This window comes from Catellatospora chokoriensis (assembly GCF_011297315.1).
In the GTDB taxonomy this organism is placed as follows: domain Bacteria; phylum Actinomycetota; class Actinomycetes; order Mycobacteriales; family Micromonosporaceae; genus Catellatospora; species Catellatospora citrea.
Genome location: NZ_JAAOTI010000001.1, coordinates 426985 through 440842, shown reverse-complemented (window position 1 = coordinate 440842; position 13858 = coordinate 426985). Strand labels below are relative to the sequence as shown.

At 71.4% G+C, this 13858-nt stretch carries 14 protein-coding genes; 10 read left to right on the top strand and 4 right to left on the bottom strand.

Features of this window, described 5'->3' with window-relative positions; translation table 11 throughout:
- Positions 1–21: 21 nt before the first annotated feature.
- Positions 22–738, bottom strand: coding sequence for an alpha/beta fold hydrolase (locus tag HAV39_RS01925; protein WP_191837387.1), 717 nt, complete (start codon positions 736–738; stop codon positions 22–24).
- 279 nt (positions 739–1017) lie between these two features.
- Between HAV39_RS01925 and HAV39_RS01920 the strand changes: the two genes are divergently transcribed.
- From HAV39_RS01920 to HAV39_RS01885, 8 genes are all read left to right on the top strand, one after another.
- A complete protein-coding gene (locus tag HAV39_RS01920) occupies positions 1018–1827 on the top strand; it encodes a hypothetical protein (RefSeq protein ID WP_191837386.1) in 810 nt (269 codons plus the stop codon).
- Between the two features lie 135 nt (positions 1828–1962).
- A complete protein-coding gene (locus tag HAV39_RS01915; RefSeq protein WP_191837385.1) occupies positions 1963–2229 on the top strand; it encodes a CopG family transcriptional regulator in 267 nt (88 codons plus the stop codon).
- Entirely contained in the window at positions 2226–2615 is a 390-nt protein-coding gene (locus HAV39_RS01910) for a hypothetical protein (protein ID WP_191837384.1), read from the top strand. The genes HAV39_RS01915 and HAV39_RS01910 overlap by 4 nt, the downstream gene beginning before the upstream one ends.
- Positions 2616–2728: 113 nt before the next feature.
- A complete protein-coding gene (locus tag HAV39_RS01905; RefSeq protein ID WP_191837383.1) occupies positions 2729–3232 on the top strand; it encodes a hypothetical protein in 504 nt (167 codons plus the stop codon).
- Entirely contained in the window at positions 3232–4614 is a 1383-nt protein-coding gene (locus HAV39_RS01900; RefSeq protein WP_203736354.1) for a hypothetical protein, read from the top strand. Before HAV39_RS01905 ends, HAV39_RS01900 begins: the two co-directional genes overlap by 1 nt.
- Positions 4611–5945 carry a VWA domain-containing protein gene (locus HAV39_RS01895; protein WP_191837382.1) on the top strand — a complete coding sequence of 445 codons (1335 nt, stop codon included), beginning with the start codon at positions 4611–4613 and terminating at the stop codon, positions 5943–5945. Before HAV39_RS01900 ends, HAV39_RS01895 begins: the two co-directional genes overlap by 4 nt.
- A 12-nt stretch (positions 5946–5957) precedes the next feature.
- Positions 5958–7070, top strand: coding sequence for an ATP-binding protein (locus HAV39_RS01890; RefSeq protein WP_191837381.1), 1113 nt, complete (start codon positions 5958–5960; stop codon positions 7068–7070).
- Positions 7067–9871 (top strand): DUF5682 family protein, encoded by a 2805-nt coding sequence (locus tag HAV39_RS01885; protein WP_191837380.1) that lies wholly within the window; start codon positions 7067–7069, stop codon positions 9869–9871. Before HAV39_RS01890 ends, HAV39_RS01885 begins: the two co-directional genes overlap by 4 nt.
- A gap of 242 nt (positions 9872–10113) precedes the next feature.
- Here the strand turns inward: HAV39_RS01885 and HAV39_RS01880 are convergent, their stop codons facing one another.
- Positions 10114–10620, bottom strand: a complete 507-nt coding sequence (locus tag HAV39_RS01880; RefSeq protein WP_191837379.1) for an NUDIX domain-containing protein — start codon at positions 10618–10620, stop codon at positions 10114–10116.
- 207 nt (positions 10621–10827) lie between these two features.
- Complete coding sequence (gene coaD / locus HAV39_RS01875) at positions 10828–11265, bottom strand: pantetheine-phosphate adenylyltransferase (RefSeq protein WP_191837378.1); 438 nt, start codon at positions 11263–11265, stop codon at positions 10828–10830.
- A gap of 91 nt (positions 11266–11356) precedes the next feature.
- On the opposite strand from coaD, the gene HAV39_RS01870 reads away from it, so the two are divergent.
- Positions 11357–11899, top strand: coding sequence for a hypothetical protein (locus HAV39_RS01870; protein ID WP_191837377.1), 543 nt, complete (start codon positions 11357–11359; stop codon positions 11897–11899).
- Positions 11900–11948: 49 nt separating this feature from the next.
- On the opposite strand, the gene HAV39_RS01865 is transcribed toward HAV39_RS01870, so the two are convergent.
- On the bottom strand, positions 11949–12590 hold the full coding sequence (locus HAV39_RS01865; RefSeq protein ID WP_191837376.1) for a GNAT family N-acetyltransferase: 642 nt from the start codon (positions 12588–12590) through the stop codon (positions 11949–11951).
- Positions 12591–12739: 149 nt separating this feature from the next.
- Between HAV39_RS01865 and HAV39_RS01860 the strand changes: the two genes are divergently transcribed.
- Positions 12740–13834: a winged helix DNA-binding domain-containing protein gene (locus HAV39_RS01860; RefSeq protein ID WP_191837375.1), complete on the top strand. Its 1095-nt coding sequence runs from the start codon at positions 12740–12742 to the stop codon at positions 13832–13834.
- Positions 13835–13858: the final 24 nt, after the last annotated feature.

Sequence of the window (13858 nt, the reverse complement as noted above, 5' to 3'; positions counted from 1 at the left end):
GAACCTCACCCCCGGATCGGGTTACGCCGCGTCCACGGCCTCGAGGATCGACGCCGTCACGGCGTCGGGCTGCGAGACGCTGATCGCGTGGGACGCACCGGGCACCTCCCGGATGCCCTTGGCACCCGCCCGGTTCGCCATGAAGTGCTGCAGGGCGGCCGGGATGCACAGGTCGGCGTCGCTGAAGACGAACCACGCGGGGACCGACGACCACGCGGGCGCGTCCGTCGGCAGCCCCGTGGTGAGGGCGATCTCGGTGACGGGGCGCTGCGTCGCGCACATCACGGCTGCCCGCGCGCTCGCCACGTCGGCGGCAAACTGGTGGTGGAAGGCGTCCGGCCGGATGGCGAGCTCCTGGCCGCCGGACGCGATCGGGTAGGCGGCCAGCGCCTGGCCGAGGGTGCTGCCCGGGAACCTGGTCGACAGCTCGAACGCGGACTCGCCCGTGGCGGGCGCGAAGGCGCACACGTAGACCAGCCCGACGACCTTGTCGTTGCGGGAGGCGGCCTCGGTGATGACCATGCCGCCGTACGAGTGGCCGACGAGCACCACCGGCCCGTCGATCGTCGCGATCACGTCGCGGACGTAGGCGGCGTCGCCCGACACGCTGCGCAGCGGGTTGGCGATCGCGACGACGTCGACCGAGCGCTCCTGCAACCGCTGGACCACCCCGGCCCAGCTCGCGGATTCGGCGAAGGCGCCGTGTACGAGGACGACGGTGGGCTTCCGGTCGGTCATGGTGTTCTCCAGTTCGTAAGGTTTGCCCTGCTCGAACAGCTAAGACAGGGCAGCCGCGGAGCTTGTGACGGTGCGTGACCTACGTCACTATCTGCAGTCGTAGCCTCACTGAGAGTCGATATCGGGGCTCATCCGTAACGGACGGTGATCGCGCGAGGCCCAGCGAGTACTTGCACATGCGGGTGAATGGGGCCAAACGACGCATGTCGTAGTCGAACAACTACGCAGCGTCAGATAGGGTGACCGGGCTCTGACAACCCGGACCCACAGGGAGTGTGTATGAAGACTCGCATCGGTGCGCGCCGCTGGGCCACGACGCTGCTGGCCCTGCCACTGCTCGCCATCATCGCCGCGGTGGCTCCCGGATCCGCGTCCGCCGAACCCGACGGCGGCGGTGGCGATCGGGATCAGCGTGATCACTGGGGCGTGATCGCCCGCAACACGATCGGTTCCCCTGTCGCGGATCTGCGCAACGGTCCGTTCACCAGGTTCAACGCGACCGGCACCCTGGTGCGTCCGCCTTACGGCCAGGGCAGCCTCGGCATCGAGGTGGCCAACGACTCCACGACCCTCGGCCCGTCCAGCGAGAAGGTCGACTTCGGCAACGAGGTCGACTTCTTCGGCAAGCCCGTGGCGGACCTGACCCGGGTCGGCTTCCACGTGTTCCAGACCGGCGAGAACATCTCTTACGGCGGCACGACGGTGAACATGCCGAACATCCGGTTCGAGATCAACCCGAACCTGGCCACGAACACGACCACGTACTCCTCGCTGGTGTGGGTGCCGGACGAGTCCCCCACGCCGAACGGCTGGAGCCCGTTCCTCGACGCCACCCTGACCGGCAAGTGGTTCCTCACCGGCGCCGCGGGCACCGTGACCGGCTGCAACCAGACCACCCTGTGTGACTTCGCCGGCGTGCAGGCCGCGCTTGCCGACGGCGGCGCCGCGGCGACCATCTACACCGCCGCGGTGGGCAAGGGCCGTGACTTCATCTGGGTCGGCGCCGTCGACGGCCTGCGCATCAACGACACCATCTACGACTTCGAGGAGTCGGGCGTCAAGACCATCCGGCCCCGTCCGGGCGTCTGACCCGTAGGCGCACCAGGCGTGTCCGGCCCCTGGCCGGGCACGCCTTCGCCGTACGGACCACCAGGCCGGCGACGTCGTCGTCACCGTCGGCCGCGACGACGCTAGTTGATCAGTATTACGGTGTACGGTTATCGTATGAACAGAGAACAGGTGGACCGCACCTCGATCAGCCTGCCGGTTGACCTGGCCGAATACGCCCGCGCCAAGGGCAACGGCAACACCTCGGCATACCTGGCGAGCCTGATCGAGAAGGACCGCCGCCTGGACCGGATCAAGGCGATGCTGGTCGAGCACGGATACACCGGCGACCAGGCGATCACCGACGACGGTGTGGCGGCCATGCGCGACCGGCTGCACCGGGTGCGCCGGGAGCGGGCCAACCGCCGCCAGCAGGCCGCGTGAACATCACCGTCGTCCTGGACACCTCCGCGCTGCGCGCCTACGCCCGGCTGGACAGCGTGTCCGTGGGGGAGCTGCTGCAGACCGTCGCCGAGGACGGCGACCTGGCCGGGATACCGGTGCTGGTCTTGGTCGACCTGTGGCCCGACCTCGGCAAGGAGGAGCAGAACCTGGTCACCGACCTGATCGCGCGCGCGGACAGCCCGGTGCAGGTGCTGCCGATGCACACCGACCTCGTGCCCGCGGTGGCCGCCTCGGCGCGCGAGATCGGGCACGGCCAGGCCCACGCCGTAGCCGTCGTCCAGGACCTCGGCGCGACGCTGGCGACCTTCCACCCGGAGCGCTACACCGGCATTCTCGACCCCTACGACGTGCTCGAACTGTCCTAGTCCAGGAACGACGGGCGCCCGAATGGAAATTGTCGGGCGGCGCGGGTAATTTCACCGCGCCGCCGAAGCCGACCTTGGCCGGTGGAACCGCCGTTCAAGGAGGTGCAGGCAGGGTGAACGCTGCCCAGAAACCGTGGGAGGAGCGCAGCGCCGCGCGTGTGGTCGCGCCCGCGCGGCCGCGCAAACTCGCCAAGGTGCCGTTCGTGGAACTGGCCGACGGCCGGCTGCAGGGAGTGGTGTCCAGCGGCTCGGACATCGAGCGGGTGTACGTCTCCTCGCTGACCGCCGCGAACCACTCGTTCCACTGCAGCACCAACAACAACCGCCCATGCGGCGGCATCCGCTCCGGCGGCTGCAACCACCTGCGCGCCCTGGCCGACGAGGCCGTGCTGCAGCACGGCGTCGAGCGCGTCGCCCGCTACCTGCGCGCCGACGTGGCCGCCGACGCCACGACCGGCGCGGCCGTGCTGTCGGCGGTCAACGCGTGGCACGAGCCGTCGGCGGGCGCGCCGGTGTTCAGCCGCTTCCTGCGCCACCTGGCCTACCTGGAGCTGTCGGCGACCACCGAGCCGCTGCCCGAGCTGCACTGGTTCCCGGCGGGCGGGGCGGTGCGCTGATGCGGTTCGACCTGCTGACGGCCCCGGTCGACGGGGTGCCCGAGGCGTACGACGTGGTGGCCGGGTTCGACGGCGCGCTGGTGGCCGGGCTGCTGCGCCCGGGCGCGGAGCAGATCGCGGCGCTGCACGCGCTCGCGGCGGCCGTGTCGGGCACGCCGCTGGCCGGCCGGGTGGCCGAGGCGGTGGACAAGACCGTGGCCGGCTCCATCTCCGACGAGCACCTGGCGGCACTGGTCGCGGCCCGGTCTGCGCTGCTCGGCGCGGCCCACGACGCCCTGCTGGCACGGCTGGACGAGGCAGCTGGGCGCACCCGTGACCCGTGGCCCGCGTCCGGGCCTGGCACCGCGGCGGGCATGGACAACCTGCTGGCCGCCGCCCGGTCCTGGCTGTCCGATCTGGCCATCGCGGGCTGGCGCGGCATCGACCACGACCTGGTGGCGCACGCCGACCAGGCGGTGCAGGCACTGCTCGCCGAACCGCGGCTGCGCCGGCTCGGCGCGCTGCTCGACGGCTTCGCCGGGGAGCTGCGGGCCTGCGCGCCGGGCGCGACGATGCCACGGGTGCCGGTGCGCCGCTGGGCCGACCTGTGGGCCCGCGCGGTGCTACTGGCCCAGCCGGGCGCGCTGAGCGCCGGCGAGGCGGGCACGGTGTCGGGTCGGCTGCTGCCGCTCGGCGTCGACCTGCACGAGCACCCGACCGCGGTGCAGGCGCAGGTCCACGCGGTGCTGGAGACGGCCGACGGGCCTCGGCTGGTGCGCGCGAGCGTCGCCGCGCCGAAGGTGGACACGCTGGTCGGGTCCGGAGTGTGGCAGCTGCTGCGCGGCCACAGCTCGCTGCTGGCGGCCGTCACCGAGCAGCGCGCCATGGACCTGGTCGACATGCCCGTCACCGCGGGCGGCGACCTGATCTGGTCCGACGAGCACGCGAAACCGGGCACGCCCGCCGAGCCGTTCGCGACGGCCCGGGTGCAGCTCGCGGTCGCGGCCGCAGCACCGGTCCCGCCGCTGGAGCGGCACCCGGTGCGCCTGGCCGAGCCCGTTCTCCTGGAGGGGTACACCGCGACGGCCCACGACGACGGCGTCACGCTCGCCCTGCCGGGGCTGACCGTCGAGGTCGACGTCGAACGGATGCACAGCGCCGGGCCGCTCACGCCCGCGCTGGTGGCGGCGTCGACGGCGTGCATCGGGCTGCTGCGCTGGGACGGGTGCTGGACGGTTCAGCCGCTCGCCGTCGAGGCGCAGGTCAAGCGCAAGACGCTCGCCGTGCACGCGGGCGCGTGGGCGGGCGGGGCCGGTGACGCCGCCGGAGCCAAGGCGGAGGCCGCCGCCGCCGACGCGGTCAAGGTGCTGCGCGAGCGGGCCGGAAGGTTGCTGCGCAGATGACCGTCGACGCGGACTTCAACCGCCGCCAGGTCATCTACTGGCGGCTCATCGCTCGGCTGTTCAGCCGCGAGGAGCAGAGCACCCTGGAAGCGGCCAGCCTGGCCGTCATCGAGGACGTCGGCCTGCCCGCTTCGCTGCTCGACCCGTCGGTGTCGATCGACAACATCGTGCAGCGCTTCCCCGACCTGGCCACGGAGTTCGACGGCCTGATGGCGGCCGAGAACCTTCCCGCAGCCGACGTCCGCGACACGGCCGACGAGGTGCGCCGGGCCGCGCTCGCGGCGAAGCTGCTGCTCAACGTGTTCGACACCGGGTCGGGCTCGGTGTCGGCGACGCAGCTGGCGCGCTGGCAGTCCGACGCGGGCTGGCTGGAGCGGGCGCTCGGCGAGGAGCCGGGCAGCCTGCGCCGGCAGGGCGGCGGGGGAGCGAGCGGCGGGCAGGGCATGGGCGGCACGCTCGGCGAGCTGGAAGGTGACCTGGTGAGCCGGATGCAGTTGCGCGAGGTGCTGGCCGACCCGAAGCTCGCCGCGCAGCTCACCCCGAGCATGTCGCTGATCGAGCAGCTGCTGCGCGACAAGTCGAACCTGTCCGGGGTCGCGCTGGCCAACGCTAAGTCGCTGATCCGCCGGTTCGTCGACGAGGTCGCGGCGGTGCTGCGCACCCAGGTGGAACGCACCGCCACCGGCAAGATCGACCGGAGCGTGCCGCCCAAGCGGGTGTTCCGCAACCTGGACCTGGACCGCACCATCTGGAAGAACCTGACCAACTGGAGCCCGGACGACCAGAAGCTCTACGTCGACCGGCTGTTCTACCGGCACACCGCCAGCAAGACCACGCCGTCGCGGCTGATCGTGGTGGTGGACCAGTCCGGTTCGATGGTCGACTCGATGGTGAACTGCACCATCCTGGCCTCGATCTTCGCCGGGCTGCCGAAGGTCGACGTGCACCTCATCGCGTACGACACCAGGGCCATCGATCTGACGCCGTGGGTGCACGACCCGTTCGAGGTGCTGCTGCGCACCAACCTCGGCGGCGGCAACAACGGTCCCGTCGCGATGGCCATGGCCCGCCCGAAGATCGCCGAACCGGCCAACACCGCGATGGTGTGGATCTCGGACTTCTACGAGTTCGGCGCCTCCCAGCCGCTGTACGACAGCATCGTCGCCGTGCAGCGCTCCGGGGTGCGGTTCATCCCGGTCGGCTCGGTGACCAGCTCCGGCCAGAACATCGTCAACCCGTGGTTCCGCCAGCGCTTCAAGGACCTCGGCACGCCGGTCGTGTCCGGCCACATCCGCAAGCTCGTGTTCGAACTCAAGAACTTCCTCGCCTAGGAGAACTGCACCATGACCGAGATGCTGCGCGCCCCCGCCGAGACCAAGTACGCCGAGGAGCTGGACTGGCTGGAGTCGATCGACGACGGCCCGAAGCCGTTCTCGTGGCGGCTGAGCCCCAAGATGGTGCGGCTGTTCATCCTGGGCAGCGAGCGCGCCGACGGCCTGCCCCGCGAAGTCGCCCAGAAGTGGTTCGGCGACCGCAGTTTCGTCGAACGCGCCATCGTGACGCTGGCCTCCGACCGCGGACTGCTGCTCATCGGCGACCCGGGCACCGGCAAGAGCTGGCTGGCCGAGCTGCTGGCCGCCGCGATCAGCCGCAACTCGACCCTGGTCGTGCAGGGCACCGCGGGCACCACCGAGGACCACATCAAGTACTCCTGGAACGTGTCGGCGGTCATCGCCAACGGCCAGTCCCGGGCCTCGATGATCCCGTCGCCGATCATGACGGCGATGGAGCAGGGCGTCATCGGCCGCTTCGAGGAGCTGACCCGCTCCACCAGCGACGTGCAGGACGCCCTGATCTCGATCCTGTCCGAGAAGTACGTCTCCATCCCCGAGCTGGACGACGACAACATCGTGTTCGCCAAGCCCGGCTTCTCCATCATCGCGACCGCCAACAGCCGCGACCGGGGCGTCAACGACCTGTCGTCGGCGCTCAAGCGCCGGTTCAACTTCGTGCGCATCCCGGTGGTGACCAACAAGAAGAGCGAGGCCGAGATCGTACGCTTCCGCACCGTGGAGCTGCTGCGCCGGCACCAGATCGAGCTGGACCTGCCGCCGACGCTGCTCGACATCCTGCTGCAGAGCTTCGCCGACCTGCGCGCCGCCGCCGCGTCCGCGGGCAGCGACGACGAGAAACTCGAATCGGCGCTGTCCACGGCCGAGCAGATCGGCGTGCTCGAAGACGCGATCCTGCACAGCAACTTCTTCGGCGACCGCGCCCTGCGCGCACAGACCCTGGCCGGCTCGCTGGTCGGCTCGCTGGCTCGCCGCACCCCGGAGGACCTGGCCATCCTCAACAAGTACTGGCACGGCGTCGTCGAGCCGCGCAGCAAGGCCGAGGGCGGCTCGTGGACCGAGTTCCTCGAAGGCGGCCGCGAAGCGATCAAGACGCTGTCATGAGCACACCGACCTTCGGGGCGCTGCGCACGCAGCTGCTCGACGCGGCGGCGGCGCTCGCCGACGGGCCGGACGCGCTCGCCGGGATCCTCTCCGGCATCGTGGACGACGTCGACCGGGCGCTGGCCGAGCCGCTGGAGATCTTCCCGGTGTGCCACCACTCGCCCGCGTCCGCGATGGCGATGGCCCGCAGGCTGCGCGAGAAGCAGCCCAAGGTCATCTACCTGGAGCTGTGCGAGGACATGACACCGCTGCTCACCGAGCTGCGCAACTGCCGCCTGCCGGTCGCGGTGCAGGCGTTCGCGTCCGAACTGGACGGCTTCCCGCAGGACTGGGCGCCGCTGTCGGTGGTCGCGCCGATCACCGACGCGTCGGCCGAATACCAGGCCATCGCGTACGCCCTGGACACGCCCGGGGTCGAGCTGGTGCTCGTGGACCGGTCCACCGACCACGTGTTCCAGTGGCAGCCGCGCAAGGACAAGTCGGCCGAGCCGACCGCCGAGCCCGGCGTGGAACCGGCCGAGGACGCCGACCTGCACGGCGACGCCGTCGGTGTGGAGATCGGCGACCTGCGGCCGCGCTTCGCCGAACTGGAGGAGCACCTGCTGCACCACGGCAAGGTGCGGCACTGGTCGGAGTGGTGGGACCAGTACGTCGAGCAGCCCCTCGGCGACGCCGACTATGACACGTACCGGCAGGTCATGGTCCTGATCGGCAGCCTGTTCCGGCGGCTGGCCCCCGGCGCGCACGACCGCGTCACTTCCGACGAGGAACGCGAGCGCTACATGTGGACCCGGATGCGGCAGCACCTCGCCGTATCCGGCATCGACGCGGCCGACACCCTCTACGTCTGCGGGGCTTTCCACGCCGCCAGCCACGTCGACGAGTTCGGCCTGCACGGCGCGGACACCTACGAGATCAGCCCCCGGACCGCCACGAAGTGGCACTACGGACTGATCCCGTCCAGCCACTCCTCGATCGAGGCCCAGTTCGGGCTGGCTTCGGGCGCGGTGTCGATCGCCGCGGCGGTCTTCGCGAAGTCACTGAGCCGCACCGGCGTCGTCCCGTACCAGCTGGAAGGCCAGCAGGGCGGCCGGGCGGCGAAGAAGAAGGCCAAGCCGGTCGCGCCGGTGTCGTCGCAGTCGCAGCAGGTCGCCGACCGGCTGTCCGGGTTCCTCGCCCGGCCGCCGGTGCTCGACACGCTCGACGAGGACGAGCTGCTCGGCTGGTCCGTGGAGATCGTCCGGCTGGCCCGGCGCAACGGCTACCTGTCCAGCACCGCCGACGCCATCGCCGTGTTCGAGACGTCGATCCTGCTCGCCGGGATGCGCGGCCGGGCCCGGCCCACCCCGTACGACTTCCAGGACGCGGCCGTCACCTGCATCGAGAAGGAGTCCGTGCCCGGCCGCCGCGACGTGCGGCGGCTCTGCGAGATCATGCTCGGCGGCGACCGGATCGGGCAGGTCGGCTACGAGTCGCTGCCGCCGCTGGCCCGCGACGTGCACGACCGGCTCGCGCCGCTCGGCCTCAAACTGGAGCAGCGCGGCGTGCAGCGGGCCCTGCTCGACATCGCCGGCGATCCGGTGCTGGGCAAGTGCTCCGACCTGCTGTGGATCCTGCGGCACCTGCTGCCCCAGGGCGCGGCCCGCCCGATCATGGGTGAGCGGCGGCTCGGCCACCGGGCCATCCAGGAATCCTGGGACCTGGCGCTGGGCACCCACCAGCGGGAGCTGATCGAACTCGGCTACGAGGGCATCACCGTCGAGCAGGTGCTCGAACAGCGGCTGCGCCGCTCGGTATGGGGCCCGCAGGCCACCGCCGCGGTCGCCCTCGGCGCGGTCGAGGACGCCACGCTGTACCTGCGCAGCCGCCGCTTCGCCGACGAGCTGGGTGCTCGCGCGGTCGACCTGCTGGCCGCCGAACGGACCGTCGACGACGCCCCTGACGTGCTGCGCCGGGCCCGCCGCCTGCTGGCCCACTACCGGGCCACCGAGCCGGTGCTGCCCGCCTGGCTGGAGGCGTTCGTCAAGGCCGGGTACGCCCACTACTGCACGCTGCTGCCGAAAGCCTTCGTCGAGGAGGAGACCGGCACGAAGCAGGTCGCCGCGATGCTGGGCTTCCTGTTCAGCATGGAGAGTCTGGCGCTGTCGCTGGGCTGCGACCGGGCCCAGCTGGAGCTGGCTGTGGCGCAGTCGCACCCGACGACGCCCGGCAAGACGGCGCTGCTGTGGGCCGCGCAGCACCAGCTCGGCGTGCTGCCCCGGACCGAGCTGCGCGAACGCTGCGCGCAACTGCTGGACAACCCGCTGGTGCTGCCCGCGTACCCGCAGTATCTGAGCGGGTTCGTGCAGGCCCTGGAACCGGTGCCGGCGCTGGCCGGGTTCGTCGTCGAGGCGATCTCGCAGGCGTTCGGGCGGCTGCCCGACGCGGTGCTCCTGCCGTGGCTGCCGACGCTGATCACGACCCTGCGCAAGGAGGGCGGCGACCACGTCGGCCTGCTGGTCCGCGAGGCCGGCCGGGTATTCCCAGGAGACCTCGCGACCCTCGACGCGTGGACCCCGCCCTGGTCGGCGGCGGCCGTGGACCCGGCGGCTCCGGCCGTCGCGCCGCGCGGCCAGGCCGGTCCGGTCGCGGTGCTGCTGGCCGCCCATCCGGAGCCGACCGACGCGCTCGCCGCCCTGCTCGGCTGCGACGGCACCTGGGCGGAGCCGGCGCACGCATCCGGCACCGGCCCGGTCAACGACCTGCTGACCCGGTATCCGGAGTCGGCCGCCGAGCTGGCCGTCGCCATCGGCGTCGGTTAGTGGTCTTGGGGCCGTGGTGGAACCGCCTCCACCACGGCCCTCGGCCGGGGCATTCCGTTAAATCGGGCATCCCGCAGTAAATCATGACGCCACCCGTGCTCGCTCGCTGGAACTCGCCGTGCCCGAGGCGGATCTCGCGGCGGTCGGCGACATGCTGCCACTGACCTGATCCGCCGATCCGTGGCCGTGCACCGCAGCGCGTCAGAGTCGTGGTGCCGAACCGATCGAGCCGGTGGGGGCGATCATCGCCAGGTCGACACCAGGTCACGCATCCGGGACGCGTCGTCAGGGAAGTAGCTCTCCCAGTCCTGATCCAGCCTCATCCAGGCAGCAGGTTGCCCATGCTCGCCGGTCAGGGGTGTCGAGGGGTCGACGACCGCGACGTAGGAGAGCGACAGCGTCACCGGCATCTCGGGATGGAACGAGCGCACGGCCGCCGCCGCCGGCTGGGCGAGGAGCTCGACGTGCAGCCCGGTCTCCTCGAACAACTCTCGCGCCGCCGCCTCGCGAGGCGTCTCCCCGGGCTCGACCATGCCGCCCGGCGGCACCCAGGCCCGCCAAGGGTGCCGGACCAGCACGACCCGGGTAAACTCCGGATCGAACACCCACGCCTCGGCTCCCAGCGGCTCCATCGGCTCCGGTGCCACGGCATCGAGCCATGCGCGAGCATCGTCGAACTCCATCACGGCCGCTGCCACATCACTGCGCACCGCGTCGAGGATGTGCTGATCGAGTCGGCCACGGATCATGGCGGCAAGGTAGCCCACCGGTCCGACATTTCACCGGCGGACGAGTGCGCTCAGGACCCGTTCGCAGTGGGCGGGATCGATGGTGGGGCCGTGTTCGACGACGAGGTTCCACGACGCGCGTAAGCCACTCGGCGGACTGCTCGGGCACCTTGATCACGAGTCTGGGCCTGTTCTCGCCGTCATCAGACGCGCGCACGCGTCATGACCTCAGGCTCGCAAAGCCCGCACGGCGGTGGACGACATCGTCACCAATTCAGGCCGAGCCGGCACGAACAACGTCGTCACGCCCAGCGCCTCGTTCGTCGCGGCGAGTTCGTGCTCGTACAGGTAATCGGCCGAGTTCCTGACCCCGCGGATGATCACCCTGCACCCGTTCCGCCGGCAGTAGTCCACGGTCAACCCGTGCCAGGTGGCCACCGCGACGTTCTCCCAGCCCACCGGAAGCGAGCTCCTGATCTCCCCCGCCCGGGCGGCAGTCGTCTGGGACGGCCGCTTGGCGCCGTTGACGGCAACCAGGATCGTGACCTGGTCGAACATGTGGCGTGACCGGTCGACTACGTCAAAATGACCTGGCGTGAAGGGATCGAACGTCCCTGGATAAACCGCTCGGGCGGACCCGAGGCCGCCAGCGGAGGCATGAGGCACCGAGCCAGAGTATGCCAACACCGAACGCGGGCGCAGACGTGCGCACCTTCGCCGGGCAGCGAAGGTCGCATCGTCGCCCTAGAGTCGTGACGTGAGCCGGGCGCGCGGACGGTGGATGTGGACGGGCGCGATCGCGCTGCTCGGGATAGCGGCGAGCTGTCTCCTCGTATGCCTGACCTACGAGTTGGAGCATGGCGACAGCTGGAACGTCGGGGAGGGGGCCGTCTTCGAGGAAGGCGCCCGGAACGTCGCCGTGCATGAACTTCGACCAGGCAATGCGGTGCGGATCGCCGTCACGGTCCGCAATCCGGGGCCGCTGCCGATAGCCCTCGACGAGGTCGCGCTCAGCAGCCCGGACGTGGCCGTCGACGCCGTGACGATGCTCGAACACGCCGGACAGAGCGCGGAGTGCTGCCGGCCCGAAGACGCCACGCCGTTCCGGCCGGTGACCGTCGGCCCGAACGACCAGATCATGATCTGGCTGGCGCTGCGGGTCACCGGCGTCAACCCTTACCCGCCGTGCTCGGGCTTCGCCGTGGAAACCGCCGACCTCAGGTACCACGTGTTGCGCTTTCCCCGCACGCAGTCGCTGCCACTGCGTACCGGCATCGCATTTCGCACTCCCTGTTCGTAGCCCGTCGGCGGCGGGCGTCGCCCACGCGCACCGATCGGCCCCCAGCTCGTCAGAGGCCGAAGGTCGGCAGGCAAGCCGCGATCCCGTGCACCGTCACCGCGGGTCGCTGCTGCTGAAGCCACCTTTCCCGGGTGAGCCGGAGGCGGTCGGACACCAGGGCCTCGTCGCCACGCGCGTCGACGGAGATGCCGTCGTGCTCGTAGCCCAGCTTGCGGGATACGCCCTGGGAGGCGTGGTTGTCCTGGAACACCTCGGTGCGCGCGGCGCGGGCGCCGAGGTGCTCGAAGGCCAGCGTCAGCAGGCCGGTCCGGGCCTCGGTGCCGTAACCCTTGCCCTGGTGGTCGATCCCCAGCCACGCCGATGTCATGACCTCCCGAACGACCGGGAAGTCGCGTGAGCGGAGTGTGACCACGCCGAGCGGAGCTTCGTCGCGGAAGACCCCGAGTCCCAGCTGCCACGCTGCCGGGCTCCAGTCGGCGAGCTTGCCCCAGTGTCCCTGCAGCACGGAGCGCGCCCGGTCGTCGGCGCTGCCTTCGGTCCAGGGCGTCAGGAACGGACGTTCGTCCGCGCGGTGCACCCCGAGGCCCGCGAGGTGGGCGAGCTTCGCCAGTTCCTCCTCACGGGGGAGGCGAAGTTCGAGCCGAGGTGTGGAGACGGCAAGCCCGTACAGGGGCCACAGGTCAGCGAGCATGGGCATGATCCTGACGAGCGGGCTGTCCCGGTGCCACTGGTTTTCGGCGACGCGGCCCTGTCGGCGGCGTCGAGCACGCCGAGCAGTGTCGCGGCGGCATCGGCCGTGCTCACGGCGGTCGCGGCGGCAAGGCATGAAATGATCCACCCATGCTGACCCGCCGCGACCTCAACCGTGCCCTGCTCGCGCGGCAGCTGCTGCTGGAGCGCTCACCCCTGGGCCCGCTGGAGGCGGTCGAGCACCTCGCCGGGCTGCCCGCCCAGTCGCCGAATCCGCCCTACCTCGGGCTGTGGACGCGGCTGCGCGAGTTCCGCGTCGAGGATCTGTCGGAGCTGGTCACCGCACGGGCGGCCGTCCGGGTCGGGCTGATGCGGGCCACGCCGCACCTGGTCAGCGCCCGGGACGCCCGGACCTTGCGGCCGCTGTTGCAGGGTGTGCAGGAGCGGCATCTGAGCGCCGCGTCCCGCGATCGGCTGCGCGGAGCGGACCTCGCCGAGATCGCCGCGGCGGGGCGGGTGCTGGTCGAGCAGCGGCCGTACACGGTCAAGGAGCTGGGCGCCGCGCTCGCCGAGCGATGGCCCGACGCCGATCCCGCCGCGCTCGGGGCGGCGGCGCGGGCCGGCCTGCCGCTGGTGCAGGTGCCGCCGCACGGGCTGTGGGGCGCGGTCGGGCAGCCCGCGTACACCACTGCCGAGCACTGGCTCGGCGCGGGCGACGGCCCGCCGGCCACCGTCGACGACCTGGTGCTGCGGTATCTGGCCGCGTTCGGGCCGGCGACCGTCCGGGACATGCAGGCCTGGTCGGGGCTGGGCGGGCTGGGCGAGGTCGTCGACCGGCTCGGCGACCGGCTGGTGGCCGACCGCGACGAGCAGGGAGCCGAGCTGCTCGACCTGCCCGACGCCCCGCTGCCGCACCCGGACACCCCCGCGCCCGCCCGTTATCTGGCGGACTTCGACGCGATGCTCGACGCGTACGACGACAGTCTCCGGATCATGGACGACCGGGACCGGCGCGACGTCTTCGCGGTGCCCGGGGTCGTGCCCGGCACGGTCCTGGTCGACGGCTTCGTCCAGGCGATCTGGACGATGACCAGGAAGAAGGGCGCGGTGACGCTGGTCGTGCGCCCCCTGTTCCAGATTCCGACCAGGGACGTGCAGGACCTGACGGAGGAGGGCGAGCGGCTGCTCGCGTTCGCGGCTCCCGACGCGACCCGCCGTGACGTGCGTTTCAACTCCCGCTGGTGATCGGCCTGCCATGGCAGAGGGCCG

What these genes read in the sequence shown, in the direction of transcription:
- HAV39_RS01890 (WP_191837381.1), top strand. Translation starts at nt 5,958, where the DNA reads ATGACCGAGATGCTGCGCGCCCCCGCCGAGACCAAGTACGCCGAGGAG.
- HAV39_RS01865 (WP_191837376.1), bottom strand. Translation starts at nt 12,590, where the DNA reads ATGCTCGCTGACCTGTGGCCCCTGTACGGGCTTGCCGTCTCCACACCT.
- HAV39_RS01885 (WP_191837380.1), top strand. Translation starts at nt 7,067, where the DNA reads ATGAGCACACCGACCTTCGGGGCGCTGCGCACGCAGCTGCTCGACGCG.
- HAV39_RS01860 (WP_191837375.1), top strand. Translation starts at nt 12,740, where the DNA reads ATGCTGACCCGCCGCGACCTCAACCGTGCCCTGCTCGCGCGGCAGCTG.
- HAV39_RS01925 (WP_191837387.1), bottom strand. Translation starts at nt 738, where the DNA reads ATGACCGACCGGAAGCCCACCGTCGTCCTCGTACACGGCGCCTTCGCC.
- HAV39_RS01920 (WP_191837386.1), top strand. Translation starts at nt 1,018, where the DNA reads ATGAAGACTCGCATCGGTGCGCGCCGCTGGGCCACGACGCTGCTGGCC.
- HAV39_RS01895 (WP_191837382.1), top strand. Translation starts at nt 4,611, where the DNA reads ATGACCGTCGACGCGGACTTCAACCGCCGCCAGGTCATCTACTGGCGG.
- HAV39_RS01880 (WP_191837379.1), bottom strand. Translation starts at nt 10,620, where the DNA reads ATGATCCGTGGCCGACTCGATCAGCACATCCTCGACGCGGTGCGCAGT.
- HAV39_RS01915 (WP_191837385.1), top strand. Translation starts at nt 1,963, where the DNA reads ATGAACAGAGAACAGGTGGACCGCACCTCGATCAGCCTGCCGGTTGAC.
- HAV39_RS01900 (WP_203736354.1), top strand. Translation starts at nt 3,232, where the DNA reads ATGCGGTTCGACCTGCTGACGGCCCCGGTCGACGGGGTGCCCGAGGCG.